Below are 16899 nucleotides of genomic sequence, written 5' to 3'. Positions count from 1 at the left end.
AATATTTTTAGTTATTGGTTTTCAAAAGCTCCTCTATCAGGATTTCCTTTTATAGGGTTTCCTAAAAAATCGTTCATGGGATGTCCTTTTATTTTGATCCCACTGTCAATTTCGGGAGATTCATCTTTTAATAAAAATCGTAAATAAGACTTCCAATTAGTTCCTGTAGCCATAGCACTTTTAAACTGCGGATTCATTTTACTTTTAGCTGAATCTTCAGGTTCATTTTTTATATTTCCAAAAAAGGTGTTGGCTTGAAATATAGTATTGGTACTTTTGGTGAATTCAAACATATTCCCTTCACCTAAGGAATAGAATATATTGTTTTTATATTCCGTTTTATCCGGATATCCGTTCCAGCTTTTATGATATATTAGCTGTACTGCATCATGAGCTTTACCAGCAAAAAAGACATTGTTATAAATTTTGGTGTTTGTGGTAGTACCAGAATTCCTTACAATATGGTGGGCATTGTCTTCAAAAATATTATACCTAATGATTGTGCCATCATTAAAACTAGTTTTACTGGCACCATCGTTACAAATTAGGATACCTCCATGACCGTTATGGTGGCTATAATTGTACTGAATGATGGTGTTTTTACAATTCCAATCACTATCAAAACCACCTGCATCTACATCTGTTTTATGGTCCCAACTATCAGCTTCTGTATTATAATAGGTATAGGATGCTTCGTTATATTGAAATAAGGCATCATCGCAATTAAAAGGAAACGAGGCATTACCACTGCCTTTAATACCGTTATAAGTAAAAACACAGTGCTCTACTAATGGCGATTTTGCCACCCTAACAATTAAAGCATTAGCACCCGCTTTTTCGAATTTATTGTTTCTAAAAATAACGCTTGTATTTGGATACCAATTGTGAATTTTACCATTTTCTAGCGTTTCTCCCCAACTGCTATTAAAGGACCTTCGGTCCCAAATAGATCTGTTAGACCAACCAGTTCTATCTACATTATGTATGTAGCAACCTTCAACATACAAACCATCGAAATTAGATTTTCTTTGTTTTGCAACGCTTTTATCTCTAGTAATTTCAACAAAAACGCCACCGTTATTCTTGGTGCTCATATCACCATTTACATGGCAAATTTCTAAATTAATTAATTGAATATCGTGAAGTGTCCCGCAATCCTTTCCTTCTATATAAATTCCCATTTTAGGCGCATACACATAGGTCACATTATTTTTTAACGGATACTCCCTTGGCGTTTCTGAAACGGCGTAATTTTTAATTTTTAAATCGCGTAATTCTAAATATTCTTGATTAAAGAATCGAATGGTATAGGATACAACTTCTCCCTTAGCAATTCGACCAGCAGCATCTAAAACAGGCATTGGTCCTGCGCCATAAGCTCCAAAAACTATGCGTTTATTTTTAGCTCCACTTCCCTTTGGCATAAAGTTACCTTTCCAAACACTTCCTCTTCTAAAAAGAATAGAATCACCAGGTTTTAAAAGTATTTGATTAATTTTTTCTATACTTTTAAATGGGGCTTCTTTACTAACTCCACTGTTTGTGTCTTGCCCAATTACATCATCCACAAAATAAGTGGTTTGCCCTTGTAACAAGGCAGTCATAAAAACAAAAATGTAAACAATTCTATCTCTCATTACAATTTTAAGCGTTTTGATTTTATTAATTTTCTGAAATTAGTTTTAACATTTCGGTGGCATATCGTTTACCTAAAAGGCGCTGACTTGCACTATCAAAATGAGTTTTATCTATGGTTGATGTGTTTTCGGTAGTAACGACGGCTGTATTTTCAATGGTGTTTGGCAACTCCAGAATCATACTATTAAAATTATTTCGCAGTGGTTTATCTGGTGATAATTGTCCAGCAACAAACGGTAAATTAGGCGCGTCCAAATCTTTTCTTAATGCCTCAATCAATACTGTTATTTTTGGCATATATTGTTTATATTTTCTCGAATTTGCTTCACCTTGATGCCAAATAACACCTTTTAAAACTCCATCCTTCATGGCTTTTTTCGCCTGACTTATGGCTTCATTATAAAAGGTTTTTCCAGGTTCCCATTCTTCAATAGACGTTCCACCTTTGGCATTAACAATCAATCCTATTTTTTGGTTTGGCATGGCTTGAGCCATTTCTTTTGCAAAACCATAGCTAGGACCTATTTTTTGCATTTTTATATCCTTTCTAATCGTAGAATATTTATTTAAAGGATTTGCTGCTTTTTCCCATGGTTTATTTTCAGTTCCAGTAAATAGAAATACGTTTGGAATGCTATCCTGATCTTGCAATTCGATTGGAGCTCGCCCCGCCATATTAGATTGCCCAATACATAGGTAAAGATCCATGGTACGGGTATTGCTTTTTTCTAAACTAGTTGTTGATTTACATTGGTACAAAAAACCAACGCATACCAATAAAAGTATTCTAAATTTATTCATTTAATAATTATATTTTCAATTAATTTTATATCCTTTTTTTTCAAAAAGCCATTATAATAATTCAACCTTAAAAGTGCCTTTTGGAATGTTAACCGTAACACTATTGGGTTTAGATTCTTCTACAGGAATTTTTATACCATCTATTTTTACCGATGAAACACCTGTAGCATAAAAGGTTACTTGAGCTCCGGAAGAAACCATCTTTCCGGTTGCTTCTTTTCTGCCAACCCTAGTATTCATAGATAGTGCTACTGGAGCATCAGATTTAAACCCTATTAGCGTTTGCTGCCCTGATTTAAATGATGATCCCTTAACAAAATAAGAAATCAACTTCCCTCCTAGTTTTCTGTAAACTATATTTTCTCCTTGAAAAGATTCTAAACCACGTTTGCCTATTACATGGCCATTTGAGGTAAGTGCGATATCTATAACCTGACCTTGGGTAATTTCACTCCCTGAATAACTGCCAGTTGTAATTCTATTTAAATCTCCAGCTTTATGAGTTTTATCACCAGGAAAAAGAACGGTTAAAATATCGGCTTGTTTATTGTATGTATTGTAATTAACAAACATATAATCTGAAGCAAAGGCGTACCCTGAACGATCTTGATTAGCTGTCTTTTTTAGTTCTACCGATGCTGGTTCTGTACCTAAAAAGGTAGTTAATGTAGCCTTGTTATCAGAATACAAACGAGGTCCTGCATTTCCTTTTTCTATTTTAATTTCAGAAAAATACTCGGTGGCATTCTTTACCGTATTTAAAATTGCAGAATTAGGATGCCACACTACATTTACATTATCTTCTAGTTTATCGGTTCTAACATGATCCATAACAACATAATAACCGTTAACATTGTTAGAAGGTTGCATAAAAACCACATCTCTAAAATGAGTTCCTGCTATAGCCTTAGCACTAGAGCCTCTAAAATATTCTATATCCTGCCCTACTAATCCTTCAATTATGCCATCTCCCACTTTTGAGGTATGCCTTTTCCCGCCTATCATTAACGTATTGGCCGCCTCTGAATTTGAATGCATAAAATCGAAAGTAGCTGTTACCCCGTTTATTGTTGCGTTGGTATTAGGCCCATCGTATCCAGCATTACGCATTAAAATCTCACCATATCCCGCCAATGCCAATGCGTTAGTCTCATAATGCGTATGATATTCAATGTTACCTTTAAGATTTAGCATACTCAAATAAAGACCATTGACAGATTGGTCTTTGCTTTTTAAAGCGCCATAATTTTCAAATAAACGACTTGGTGCTAATTCTGCATCGTCCGTTTTGAAATTTAATGGATTATTAATTGCAGCTGTTCCTGCCATAATAAGGTAATTGGACAAATGCCCTTTTAAAACACCTTCTGAAACGCCAGCACCTTCACGTAATACCCACATAGCATATTTATAGGCTTCTGGAGAAAACCGAGCCCCCGAAACTATATGTGGAGACAAAATGATATTACCTTCCTCTATATCCCATGGCTTTTGAACTTCGGTATTTCGCGAATCGCCATAAAGCAAAATCCTTCCGAAAGGCGCTGTGGCATACCCATATATAAATTCTTTTAACCCAACAATCCCAGGATTACTGTAGTACTCATTGTAACCCATATATTCCATGATATCTAACATAGTATTTTTAGCTGCACGTTCAATGGAATTCCATCGTTGTACACAGTAGCCATTACCTGCAGGCGACACACCATCATTAGGCATATAGTGTTCTGATAATCCTATATCAAATTCCTTTTTTGCATTTTGAAATTTAGCATCATCTCCAATATATTTATAATACATCATTCTCATGGCCCATCCATGAGGATCCCATTTACCAATTACCAAGGCCATTATTTTATTTTCAAGCCAATTTTCATACTTAGAAAGAACCTCAGCGTCCAAATCATATCGGATAACATCAAGTGCCAAAAGCGCATAAAACAATTCATGAGAGCGTACAGAAGACGTAGCTGCACCGCTACCAATAACAATAGTTTTAATTCTAGTTTCGAATTTACTTGTAATAGCACTAATATATTTATCTTTATTTGCTGGGTCTAGAATATACGCCAGCGCGTTAGCCCCCATTACATCTCGAGTTTCACCATCACCTAAATTGGCTGTATAAATAGCGTTAGCTTTCATGGCTCCAAACAATTTAGAAGTTGAAGCAAGCTTTCTCCAGTACGCGTAATCGTTAGTATCAATAATGTTACCGCAATACCCTTGTTGAGGTATAAACGCTGTACATAAAAACACGATTAACACTAATTTGGTATGACCATTAGTTATTTTCATGTGGTTATTACTATTTAATTTATCGGCTATCTATTCGTTTAAATTCTCTATTACTCCAATATCACATATATCTACATAATATTAAATCGTTTTTTCTCGCTTTTTAAAAACCAGAGCATAAACGCTATTTGGACTGCTCGTAACCCAATACCGCATGTGGTTCTTGCAACAATCCTTTCATATCTTCGATGATAGCTTTATAATTATCCTTATTTGAATGCACTAGGTTATTCCATTCATTTGGATCGTTTTCCTGGTTATAAAGCTCCTGAGACCCATCAAAATATTCTGTAAATCGGTAAGAGCCATATTTCACAGTGGCATATTTTCCTCTTCTAAACGTATAAGCTGGGTGCTCCCATTCTAGACTTGGATTTTTTAATAAAGGCACTAGGCTATGCCCTTCAACTAATTTATTTTCAGGAAGTCCGCATAACTCTAATAATGTTGGGTAAAGGTCAATAAGTTGAACGTTTGATTCTACTGGTTTCGCAATACCGTTTTTTGAACTCGATCTCGGATCCTTGATGATTAATGGCACTTTAGTTGAACGATCCCAAGCGGTGTGTTTTTGAAACCTACTTTTTTCTCCCATATGAAATCCATGATCCGACCATAAAACAACAATGGTATTATCTCTATACGGACTCTTTTCAAGGGCATCTAATATTTTTCCAACCTGAGTATCTGTAAAGGTTATACAAGCCATATAAGCCTGAAGCATCTTACGCCACTGTTTGTTTTTAATCGCCCAAGGTACGTCGGGATAAGAATTCCAAACCGCTCTAGCCGCTTCAGGAATATCATCATAATCATCTGCTTTATAAGGCGGAAGTTCGATGCTATCAAGCGGATACATATCCAAATACTTTTGTTGAATATACAAAGGTGTATGCGGACGCATAAAACCAGTCATCAAGAAGAACGGTTTATCGTGTTCCTGTGAGAGTTGATCTACAGCCCACTCAGCTGCTTTATAATCACTCATTTTATTTTCAGGTTTGTGTATTGGTCCCCAATCTAAAAGTCCTTTTGAGCCGAACCAGTTTAGTCTTTTCTTTTTTCCATTTTCATCTAAATTAAAGTCCCATGAACCGCGACCATGGGATACATCAACCGTTTCTTCGGGAACGTGATGATGAAGGAGCTTACCAGCCGCCATCGTCTTATAACCATAATTCGAAAAATATTGATAAATTAATGAGGAACCTTTCTCTTTAACAGCCTCAACAACTTCTTCATCCTCCCTTTGTATACTGCCTCCCATTCCAAAGCCCAAACTATGATAATACATTCCTGACATAACGCTAGCTCGAGAAGGTCCACAAACCGCATATTGACAATGGGCTGAATTAAAAAATGTGCCTTGAGAAGCTAAAGCATCCATATTTGGGGTAATGGTTTGGTTATTGCCCATATAACCTGCCCAGTCATTTAGGTCATCGACTGCAATAAAAAGTACATTTGGTTTCTTTTCTGTTTTCACTTTTTTAGATGAAGAACAGCTTGCAAAAAAAACTAAACTTATAAAAAGGAGAAGGATTCGTTTCATAGGGTATTATTCTTTATTATTAAAAAAATTATGTTCATTTAGTTATTGTAGCCATTTAGGAATAGCCTTATTAGCTTCCCATTCTTTTACAATACCATCTAATTTATCGCCTTCCCATTCGGTTGAACCCGCAGGAATAGCATCGTGTTTTGGAAGCCATTTTTTATGCGCTTCAATAACCTCAGCATATTCAGGATTTCCAGCTAAATTAATATGTTCCCCTGGATCGGTTTTATGATTGTATAATTCTTCACCGCCATTACGATACCTAATGTATCTCCAATCGTTACTTCTAATCGCATGGTTTTTGTAATACCATGTTGTTAATATAGACCGCTCTGTTTTTGTTTCTGGCGCATTAATTAAAGGTACCATACTTTCGCCTTCTAATTTTGGTAATTCAGGAAGATTACAAAGTTCTGTTAATGTAGGGTAAACATCTAAAAGGCTAACCACCTGACTACTTTTTTGTCCATTACTTGTGTTATTTGGCACTTTAAAAAACAAAGGTACTTTTGTGGCTTCTTCCCAAAGGGCTTGTTTTCTAAAATGTCTTTTCTCACCTAGATGCTGACCATGATCGGACCATAAAACAATAATGGTATTTTTTCCATTCGGGCTTTTCTCTAAAGCATTAATTACCTTTCCAATTTGCTCATCTACAAAGGTGACACACGCCAAATACGATTGCACTAACTCTGGCAAAATTTCTTTTTTTTGAGTAACATCTCCCCATCCTCCTCTTGGCGTGTAACCATAAGCAATGGCTTTTCCCATAATGGGAATATCTTCAAATTCATTATCAGGAATTTCGGGAACAACAATATCTTCGATAGGGTATAAATCGAAATATTTTTTAGGTGCCGTATATGGTACATGCGGACGAATAAAACCAACAGCCATAAAAAATGGTTTATCTTGCTTTTGGTTAAGCTTATCGATAGCCCAATTTGCAATTTGCTCATCATACATGCCTTTTTCTGGAATGTCTTCTTCTTCTAAAGGTCCACCGCATAATGAATAAAACCTATTAGTATCCTTATAATTTTTAATTATATTTTCTTCACCGTACAACTCCACTAGCTGACCACCATTTTTTGGAAAAGGATAAAACATAGTACCACGATATCCAAAGCCATTTTCTTTTATATGCGGCTCCATATTTCTCCAAAATTGAGGCGAATATTCAGTCCAAAAATCATCTGTTTTATCTTTATAATCCGATTCACCACTGTGGAAAACTTTCCCTGTAGCGTAGGTATTGTAGCCATTGTTTTTAAAATGTTCTGGTAGCATTTTATGATTCGCCATTACGGATTCATAATTCTTTTTCATATTAGCCGTAGAACTATACCACCCAGACGACGTTGGGTGAATACCGCTAAGAATTGAGTTTCTAGAAGCCGTACAAACAGGTTGCGATGCATGGGCATTTGTAAACAAAACACCTTCATTAAATAACCTATCCATATTAGGTGTAATAGCCTGTGGATGACCTAGTAATGCACCTTCCCAATCGTTTAAATCATCCACCGAAATAAAAAGCACATTTGGAGGTGTTTCTGTTAAAGCCTCTTTATTTTTAGTTGACGAACAACTTGTTAAGCATAAAATAGTTATAAATACTACGAAAACTTGTTTCATTATAAAGTTTATTATGACTGTTATTTATTAGGTTATTTTTTCAGTTTTGCAACTGCAATCCCAAATTCACCGGAAATAGAATAATAGAGAAACACCTCGTTATTATCAATTAAAATGGCAGGATCTCTAAGTTCATGAACTGGGTTTCGTGAAATCCCTTTTACTGACTCTAGAATAGGTAGATTAACACCTTCATAATCCTTTTCAGGTCTTAATATTTCATTGGGGGTACCTGCCTTCCAACTTTCCCATGAACCCTTAGCAAGATTTACTTCACAATTTAATATCCGTTCTGGAGCATCTCCCTTTTGAGAATAAAATACAACAAGTTTATCTCCATTTAAGCTTACCGCTGTGTGCCTTGCTTTAGGTAATATTAACGCGCCTTTCTTAAACGGTTGCATACCATCTTCAGAACGATAAAAAGCACCTTTAACTAAAGCATAGTAATCTGTTTTGTATTTAAAAACCCGAAAATAAGAGGGACCTAAAATGGTTTCTGAAGCTATAAAATCCAATCCGTTTTTAGAGGTGCTAAAAAAGGTTTTTTGTCCGGATTTGTCGTGATTATATCCATGAAAATACATTCTAATAGTTTTTGTTTCTTCATCTATAATAATATCTGGTGATGCAATATGACCAACTGCTGCGGTTTTATCTATATGAAGCACACCAGGTTTGTAAATTGTCCATGGACCTGTAGGCGAATTGGCATAGGCTAACCTAATGTATTTACCATGATGATGTGCAAAGAACATGTAATATTTACCTAACGGATTTTCAATCCAATCGGGAACTTTTATTACGGAAGGACCATTTATATTGCCACCGAGCTTACCCTCTAAACCTTCCATTTCTGGGGTAATAATTGGATTATTTTCAAACCGAGTAAACGTATAATCTCCCCATTCTATAAAGCCCTTTGCCGATACACATGATGCAGCAGTAAATAACACTATAAAACAACTAAAGGATATTACTTTTAAATATGATTTTTTAATTTTCATGGCTATCAAAATACTCTATAAGATTATATACCCTCGTGTTAATTCCTTTCATTTTAGTCATCATAGGGTTCCAAATTTCATACTCGTTACTTACAATACCTTTGTTTGCATCGACATTGGAAGGATCTACGCCTTTTGCAGTTGGATCGTTATCTTGATACTTAAAATAGTGCCATCCTACGCAATTTTTAGACTCTAATAATGCTAAATTGTAATTTTGATAAAAAAGTCCTCGATCTTCTTGAGTGCGTACAATCCAGCCTGCTCCACTAGTGTTTCCCATACCAGAATCTTCACCTTTTACATAATATTCGGTTACTATAAAAGGCTTACCAGACCATTTAGTCCAATTACTTATTTGTTCGGCGTCTGGCGTCCAATGGTTATAATAATTATTTGATATAACATCTAAATGTTTTCCTGCTGCCTTCATGAATGCTTCATGATTTTTTTCGCTAGCATAAAAACGAGAGCCTATATACATGTGATTGGGATCGTATTTTTTAATGGCTTTAGAAACTATTGAAAAGTATTTGTTGGCAACAAAAGCCATAAATAGCTCTCTATGTAGGTTGGTGATTTCATCTTTATTAATACCTTTTTCTTTTAACCATTGTATGGCAGCTTTATAGCCATAATCGTCTTTTGGCAAGGATAAATAATTATCGATGGCATTGAATTTGAATGGCATTTCGTTATCTGAAAAATGTCCAAACAAATTAGGATCGTCTTTATATTTCAGTAGTTTTTTGGCATGCTCATCACAAAAAGTTTCAAACTCTGGGTCGAATACAAAAATGGCATCTTTTGGGTAGCCAATATGTCCGGGTTGTTGGTGTGTGCCACCACGTTTACGTCCGTAGCTACTCATAAAATTCCAATTTATTGTATACGCAAATGGTTTTTCTAAGGTTTTATTTGCTTCTACAATGGCATTAACATCGCTCCAAGAACCGGCGCTATTAAAACCATTATCTTGCAACATACTTAGGGTTTCATTTATCCAATTTTCTTTAGTTTGAAACTTTTTAGAAAATGCTGCTTTAGTGCGTTTTGATTTACCAGTATTAATACTATTTAATGCAATATTAAAATAGCGGTAGCCTAAGGGATCAATACCCCACCAACGATCTCCTATTTTTTTTACATGAAAAAATCCAGTAGCATCGTTTGTTGGATGTTCTAAAACCCCACCATATTTACTTAATTTAACGACCTTGCTTGAAGGATTAAATCCCGGAAGTAGCTCTACCGTTCTTGTTTTAAAAGGTTGATAATCCTTATAACTTCGTGTTCCATCCTTATGATATACTTTTACTTTAGCATCAACAATTACAAACTCTTTATCAGCATTTGTAGCAGGCTTTTCTTTTGGTTTTGTAATTACGCAACCAACGAATAAACTTGCTAAAAATATAACGGATATCCTTTTCATGACTTTAATTTTTATTCAATTTTACCACTGATAATCTTTTCCTTCTCGACTATCTTTCCAAGATGCTTTAATCTTTTCTAATTCAGCCATCATGGTTTTTAATACTTCTGGTTTTTCTGAAGCTAAATCGTGTTTTTCTCCAGGGTCGCTTTTTAAATCGAAAAGCATCATGCTATCTCCTTTACTCGGAATGCAAATTTTATATTGTCCGCTAACCAATGCATAAAGTTCTGTTCCATTATACAAACGCTGATAACCTGAAGCGATAGGAGCGGTTCTTTCTTCGGAAGAGCCATTTAATAGTACAGGTTTTAAACTAACGCCATCTAAAGGAATTTTCTTGCTAGCTTTAATATGTAGTATATCTAAAATAGTTGGCAAATAATCGACCGTTGAGGACTGAAAGTTTGAAACCAAACCTGATTTTGTGTGTTTTGGCCAAAGCGCTAACGATGGGACACGTAAACCACCTTCATACATTAGGTGTTTATGGCCCCTAAACGGACCTGCTGAGGCAATTCCTTTTCTAGTAATTGGACCGGAAGGTCCATTATCACTTGTAAATAGAATGATAGTGTTTTCAGCTACATTTTTTTCTTTTAAAAAGTTTCGCAAACGTCCAATTTGGTCGTCCATAGCAGTAATACAGCCATATAAATGTTTTTGCCCTTCAGGAAGGTTAGGATATTTAGCTAAATATTCTGGACCGGCAACCACTGGTTCATGCGGGGTATGAAACCAAATTGTAGCTAAAAATGGTTTATCTTCTGAAATTGATTTTTCAATAAAAGGAATGGCTCTATCCATAATAATACGGCTATCGTCTCCCTCTAAATTATCGTTAACAGGAACACCATTTTGCACGTATATGGAACCTCCCCAAGACCCATCGTCCATAGCACCCCAACTGGTCCAACCTTTAGGTGTTTTTGTAGGATTCCAAGTTGGAACAGCACTTTTTGTTGCAAAAGTTTCGTCGTAGCCATGATGCCATGGTGGTGAATACATACCTCTAGACTCCACTTTATCTGGCTCAACCCAACCTAAATGCCATTTACCAAAAAATCCGGTTTTATAGCCTTCTTTTTTTAGGTACTCCGGAATGGTTTTTTCTGCAGGTCTCATTCCTCCTGTATGTGCCGCAAAAACACCTTGACGAAAAGGACTTCTTCCGGTTAACACACTAGCGCGTGTTGGTGAACATAAGGGAGCTGCTGCATAAAAATTTGTTAGTGTAACACCTTCTTTAGCCATATTATCCAAATGAGGCGTTATAATTTTTGTGTTGCCAGTAAACCCTACATCACCATAACCTAAATCATCTGCCATAATAAGAATGATATTGGGTTTCTTTTGAAGCGTTGTATTTTTTTGAGCATATCCATTGGACACCAATAAACAAACCCCAATGGCCAACATGAGCTTACGAGAACATAATTTTTTCATACTTTATTTTATTTAACTTATTGATTTATTTTTCAATAAAGTGAAAAACGGCCTCATTATATTACAAACAAGGCTGTTTTTTTTTAAATTAGTTATTATCGTAACCTCTATTTTGCTCCATAACAGCACCTGTATTAGCATCTATAATTCCTTGCGGTATAGGAAGGTATTCATTATAATCAAAAACTTTTGATGCATCTAAACGGGGGTTGTATTTAATGGTCCACTCTAGAAATTTACCCGTTCTTACTAGTGTGTGTTTTCTATATTCTTCGGTTACCAATTCTCTAGAACGTTCTTTAAGGATAAACTCTAATGTAACATCAGAGGCATCTATTTCTGAAGCATTAGATCTTCTTCTTAATTCGTTTAAATATTGTGCTGCTAATTCGTGCTTATTATTCTTCATTAGTGCTTCTGCAGCAAGCAGATAGGTTTCAGCCAATCGCACAAACATTTGATCATCATAGGATCCTGCATTTGAAGCATTCTCAAAAAAGAATGGATCATTATACTCCCATTTTCTTACCCATGGCCATAAAAAATGCTCTTCTAAATCGTCTGGATCATCATAGTCCATGTTAGTATATTGAACCACATCAAAAGCTGTAGCAGTATCGTCTGTAGGGTATACGTAATACTTCTTTACACAATGTTCTGAAAATCTATCATCAAAAGACTCATACCAACTAAAAGCAGAATCTGACACAGAAATACGACCAGCTCCTTTCCCGCCATTGTAGGTATATTGCGTATCAAGATCTAGCTTTTTTAATACAATATCTTTAGAATAATAACTTGTCCATGCATTTTTCATGTACATGTATTCATTTCCAACTATATCGGCGTAAGCATTATTTAACACCCATAACACTTCATTATTTCCATCTTCTGGTCTAATATTATCGAAAATATCAGAAAACACATTACCAGGTTGCGTAGCATTAACCCCAAATCGTGATGTCATAAGTTCGTACTCCGGACTATTTATAACTCTAAGCGCTTCTGTTTCTGCTTTTAAATCCTCACCCATATCAAGGTAAAGTTCTGCTAACATAGTACTTGCTACTGCGCTGTTAACCTTACCTGTTTGTTCTTTCATATCTAAATGATCTCTAGCAAAAGTTAAATCAATTTCCATTTGTGCGTTGATCTCTTCTATAGAGTTTCGTTCCCAATCATTACGATAAGTGGTACCGTCAATTTCTTCAAGACTTAATGGAACTGCACCCCAACCATAACGAAGGTGACGATATGCCCAAGCACGAATTAATCTTGCTTGCCCAATAACTTTATTTTGCTTTACTAAATTGGCAGCATCATTACTCCCCATCCAATCAACAGTTGTGTTTTCTGCACGGTTGATAATTAAGTTACTTGTATTGATAATTCTATACAGTAAATTAAAATTGCTTCCCACCAAACTATTCTCAGAATTTAAATCGCTATAGTCATTAAAAGGATCGGTTTGCCCCGCTCCATTATTTACAAAAGCGTTATCTGTACCCATTTGCCACAAGGAAGCGCGGGTTGTATTGCTTTGAGATAATCTATCCTCTCTTACCAAGGCGTAAAGCGCATTTAATCCATTTTCAAAACCATCATAATTAAGAAAAAGATTTTCGGCAAAAATATCATCTTTAGGTTCTTCAAGTAGAAAAGTCTCCTCATTGCAAGAACTCATAAAAACGGAACCAATAATTGTTATTAATATTAGTATTTTTCTCATGTTATTATTTTATTTATTTTAATTATAAGCTAATTTTTAATCCCATTAAAAATGAAGTAGTTTGAGGTACTGCAGTTTGTTGAGATGACGTGTTAGAAAATTCTGGATCTAGCCCAATCCAATCTGTTGCTGTATATAGGTTCTTTATGTTTGCAAATATTTCTAGATTATCAATTTTCAACCTTTCTAATGTCTCAGACTTAAATTTATAATTAAGTGTAATATCTTGCAGTCTAATAAAATCTGTACTACGATAAAATTGCATACTACGAGGATTTACACTAGCTGTTCTGTCATTTCTTGGATAAGAATTACTTTGGTTCTCTGGTGTCCAAAATTCCACATCATACCTATTTTCTCTAAGATCAAGATCCTGGGTGTACAGTAATGTGTTAGCTTGAGTAATACCAGAAACCATATTTAAAAAGAAACTAAAAGTCCAATTTTTATACTCAAAAGTATTAGTTAATCCAGCTGTAAAATCTGGAATTTGGCGCCCAATCACTTGTTTATCAGACGGGGTAATAGTTCCATCTCCATCAGAATCTAAATAACGAATATCCCCTGCATCCACATCACCTTGTGGCGTATCATCTGTATCTTCTTGATATATGCCATCAAACACATAATCAAAATTAACATCAATAGGCTCTCCAATAAACCATTCACTATCAATGTCGTCAATATAATTACCTTGGTCATCTGTTAATCCAACATTAACAATTTTAGTATCGTAGTGGGCAATGTTAAAATTGGTAGACCATACAAAATTATCATTTCTAACATTAACTGTGCTTATTTGAAATTCAATTCCTTTGTTAGAAGTTTCACCAATGTTTTGGGTAATAGATCCTGTACCATTAACATTTGAAATAGATTTGCTTAAAAGAAGGTCTGTGGTTTTTGATGAGTATACATCTACTAAACCTCGAACTCTGTTTTTAAACAACCCAAAATCAAGACCTGCATTAAGCGAAACTGTAGTTTCCCAACCTAGGGAAGGGTCTCCTAGTCTACTTGGGTAGAAACCAAATAATGTTCCATCATTCTCATTTACATAATCCACAGATGAGAGTGTAGGCAATGTAGAATAAGCACCCACGGCTTCGTTTCCACTTTTACCGTAAGACATTCTTAATTTTAAGGTATTTATATTGCTAGAATCTTCTAAAAACTTCTCATTAGCAATATTCCAACCAAAAGCTGCCGATGGAAAAATACCAAATTTAGTATCTGACCCAAAGGCCGAATACCCATCACGACGCGCTGTTAATGTTAATAAATATCTTGAATCAAATGTATAATTAGCTCTTAGCATTTGAGACAAATGTGTTTGTTTATTATATGAATCTGAAGGCTCTATTAGGTTTGCTTTACTAGCTTGATAATAGGTCATAACATCATTAGGAAAGCCTTCTGCACTAACATCATGATCTTCAGACCACTCACTTTGTGCACTATAAAGTCCTGTTAAAAAAATAGAATGTTTTCCAAACGTGTTTTTATAACTAATTATATTCTCAATAAGCCAATCTTCATCATATTCGTTTGCAATATCTAAAGAGCCATTAACACTCAAACCAGCTCTAGTATTTCTACCCCTGTAGGTTTGAGCCAATCTAGATCTATAATCATATCCAGTATTTAACTTATAGGATAATCCTTTTACAAAAGGGACATCAATTAAAATACTGTTATTAGAAGTGAATCGTCTTGTTATGTCTTTATTATCATATAAAAGTGCTGATAATGGGTTTTCTACATAAACACCATCATCCCAAGTCTCAATAGTTTGCGTTCCATCTTCATTAAAAGGAACACCTAAAGGGTTCATGCTAAATGCTCTTGAAAAACTAGCATTATTTCCACTTCTATCGTAATACCCATATTGTGTACTAGTACTAAAGGTCATCCAAGGTAAAAGTTTATGGTCTAAATTTAATCTTAAAGTATACCTTTTAAAATCATCACCTACTGAAACCCCTTCAGAATTTAAATAGGACATGGATACATAATATTTTGTTCTTTCAGTTCCTCCTAAAAAGGACAGATCATGTTGTATGGTTTGCCCTGTTCTTGTCGCTAAATCTACCCAATCCGTGTTTCTGCCCTCGGTGTAACCCTCATCTTCAACAAGTGATGTGGTTAAACCTCTTTCAACTTTGGTTTCATAAAACGTTTTACCATCCATTAAGCTAGGAATATTAATAGGTTCGTTAAATGTTGTAGATACAGAGTAATTCACTTTCATTTGGCCTTCTTTACCTTTTTTAGAGGTAATTAATATAACGCCATTCGCTCCTCTAGAACCATAAATTGCCGAAGCTGAGGCATCCTTTAAAACTTCAAGAGACCCCACATCCTTAGGGTTTATTTCTGATAAATTTCCTGCAAAAGGCACCCCATCAAAAATAATTAAGGGGCCGTTTGAAGCCGAAATCGAATTTTGTCCACGAATTAACATATCGTTGGTAGAGCCTTCTGCATTTGAAGCATTAACACTAATATTCAACCCTGCTACTGTACCTTGTAACATCTGCTCTAAACTCGCTTTTGGTCTAGCCTCTAAAGTTTCTGTACTTACCGAAATTACAGAACCGGTAACATCACTTTTCTTTTGTGTACCATAACCAACCACAACCACTTCATCAAGAGTTAACTCATCTGTTTTCATGATTACATTAATAATTGATTTGGTACCAATTACAACTTCCTGTGTTTCCATTCCCATAAAGCTAAATACTAGATTTGATGATTTATTAGGAACATTAATAGCGTAATTACCATCAAAATCGGTCATTGTACCAATACTAGATTCTTTAACTAATATAGAAACACCCGGAAGAGGTATACCATCATCACTGGTAACATTTCCTTTAACAGTAATGCTTTGAGCATATCCGCTAAAGGACAGCAAAACAAAAAGCAAAAAAATCAGTTTAAAAAATAATTGTTTTTTCTTCATAAATTCTTGGTTTAGTTTAGTTGTTATTATTAGTTATTTTTTGGATGTACTTCCAATGCATAACCGTTAATTCAATTATATAAATTGAAAAAATATTTTAAACAAAAATATCTTATTCAATAATGTTTTTCTAAAACCATTGTTCCCATTTAACTACACTCATGTGACATTTTAGCACATATGTTTCAAAAAACAACATAAGTACTAGTTTTATAATAAAAAAATAAAAGGTAAGAATGTTCGAAAACCGCTACAACTAGGCCTTTTCCCTACATAATTACTTACAAAAGCCCTATTTGTTATTCAACTAATCGAAATCTTTATAAGGAAAGCTTTTGTTACAAAAAGACCCTTTAATAATTAAAACCAACTCTCTTAAAA

At 34.9% G+C, this 16899-nt stretch carries 10 protein-coding genes; all 10 read right to left on the bottom strand.

Features of this window, described 5'->3' with window-relative positions; genetic code table 11:
- Positions 1-11: 11 nt before the first annotated feature.
- Complete coding sequence (locus tag ABJM36_RS02220) at positions 12-1637, bottom strand: right-handed parallel beta-helix repeat-containing protein (protein ID WP_348448722.1); 1626 nt, start codon at positions 1635-1637, stop codon at positions 12-14.
- Positions 1638-1662: 25 nt separating this feature from the next.
- Positions 1663-2439: a sialate O-acetylesterase gene (locus ABJM36_RS02215; protein ID WP_348448720.1), complete on the bottom strand. Its 777-nt coding sequence runs from the start codon at positions 2437-2439 to the stop codon at positions 1663-1665.
- A 51-nt stretch (positions 2440-2490) separates the two neighbouring features.
- Positions 2491-4740, bottom strand: a complete 2250-nt coding sequence (locus ABJM36_RS02210; RefSeq protein WP_348448718.1) for a hypothetical protein — start codon at positions 4738-4740, stop codon at positions 2491-2493.
- Positions 4741-4864: 124 nt separating this feature from the next.
- Positions 4865-6226, bottom strand: coding sequence for a sulfatase (locus tag ABJM36_RS02205; RefSeq protein ID WP_348448716.1), 1362 nt, complete (start codon positions 6224-6226; stop codon positions 4865-4867).
- A 108-nt stretch (positions 6227-6334) separates the two neighbouring features.
- Positions 6335-7936 (bottom strand): sulfatase, encoded by a 1602-nt coding sequence (locus ABJM36_RS02200; RefSeq protein WP_348448714.1) that lies wholly within the window; start codon positions 7934-7936, stop codon positions 6335-6337.
- 32 nt (positions 7937-7968) lie between these two features.
- Positions 7969-8943 (bottom strand): hypothetical protein, encoded by a 975-nt coding sequence (locus tag ABJM36_RS02195; protein ID WP_348448712.1) that lies wholly within the window; start codon positions 8941-8943, stop codon positions 7969-7971.
- Positions 8933-10378, bottom strand: a complete 1446-nt coding sequence (locus ABJM36_RS02190) for a hypothetical protein (protein WP_348448710.1) — start codon at positions 10376-10378, stop codon at positions 8933-8935. The genes ABJM36_RS02195 and ABJM36_RS02190 overlap by 11 nt, the downstream gene beginning before the upstream one ends.
- A 21-nt stretch (positions 10379-10399) precedes the next feature.
- Complete coding sequence (locus ABJM36_RS02185; RefSeq protein ID WP_348448708.1) at positions 10400-11824, bottom strand: sulfatase-like hydrolase/transferase; 1425 nt, start codon at positions 11822-11824, stop codon at positions 10400-10402.
- Positions 11825-11912: 88 nt separating this feature from the next.
- A complete protein-coding gene (locus ABJM36_RS02180) occupies positions 11913-13553 on the bottom strand; it encodes a RagB/SusD family nutrient uptake outer membrane protein (protein ID WP_348448706.1) in 1641 nt (546 codons plus the stop codon).
- Between the two features lie 22 nt (positions 13554-13575).
- The gene (locus ABJM36_RS02175; protein WP_348448704.1) at positions 13576-16518 is read right to left on the bottom strand and encodes a TonB-dependent receptor; all 2943 of its coding nucleotides are present in this window, start codon (positions 16516-16518) and stop codon (positions 13576-13578) included.
- Positions 16519-16899 lie beyond the last annotated feature (381 nt).

This window comes from Algibacter sp. (assembly GCF_039977455.1).
Taxonomy (GTDB): Bacteria; Bacteroidota; Bacteroidia; order Flavobacteriales; family Flavobacteriaceae; genus Algibacter_B.
The sequence above is the reverse complement of the archived record's forward strand: the minus strand, read 5'-3'. Positions and strand labels throughout refer to the sequence as shown.

Excerpts from the sequence above, each read along its gene's own strand:
- ABJM36_RS02195 (WP_348448712.1), bottom strand. The coding sequence starts at position 8,943 with ATGAAAATTAAAAAATCATATTTAAAAGTAATATCCTTTAGTTGTTTT.
- ABJM36_RS02190 (WP_348448710.1), bottom strand. The coding sequence starts at position 10,378 with ATGAAAAGGATATCCGTTATATTTTTAGCAAGTTTATTCGTTGGTTGC.
- ABJM36_RS02185 (WP_348448708.1), bottom strand. The coding sequence starts at position 11,824 with ATGAAAAAATTATGTTCTCGTAAGCTCATGTTGGCCATTGGGGTTTGT.
- ABJM36_RS02210 (WP_348448718.1), bottom strand. The coding sequence starts at position 4,740 with ATGAAAATAACTAATGGTCATACCAAATTAGTGTTAATCGTGTTTTTA.
- ABJM36_RS02180 (WP_348448706.1), bottom strand. The coding sequence starts at position 13,553 with ATGAGAAAAATACTAATATTAATAACAATTATTGGTTCCGTTTTTATG.
- ABJM36_RS02200 (WP_348448714.1), bottom strand. The coding sequence starts at position 7,936 with ATGAAACAAGTTTTCGTAGTATTTATAACTATTTTATGCTTAACAAGT.
- ABJM36_RS02220 (WP_348448722.1), bottom strand. The coding sequence starts at position 1,637 with ATGAGAGATAGAATTGTTTACATTTTTGTTTTTATGACTGCCTTGTTA.
- ABJM36_RS02215 (WP_348448720.1), bottom strand. The coding sequence starts at position 2,439 with ATGAATAAATTTAGAATACTTTTATTGGTATGCGTTGGTTTTTTGTAC.
- ABJM36_RS02175 (WP_348448704.1), bottom strand. The coding sequence starts at position 16,518 with ATGAAGAAAAAACAATTATTTTTTAAACTGATTTTTTTGCTTTTTGTT.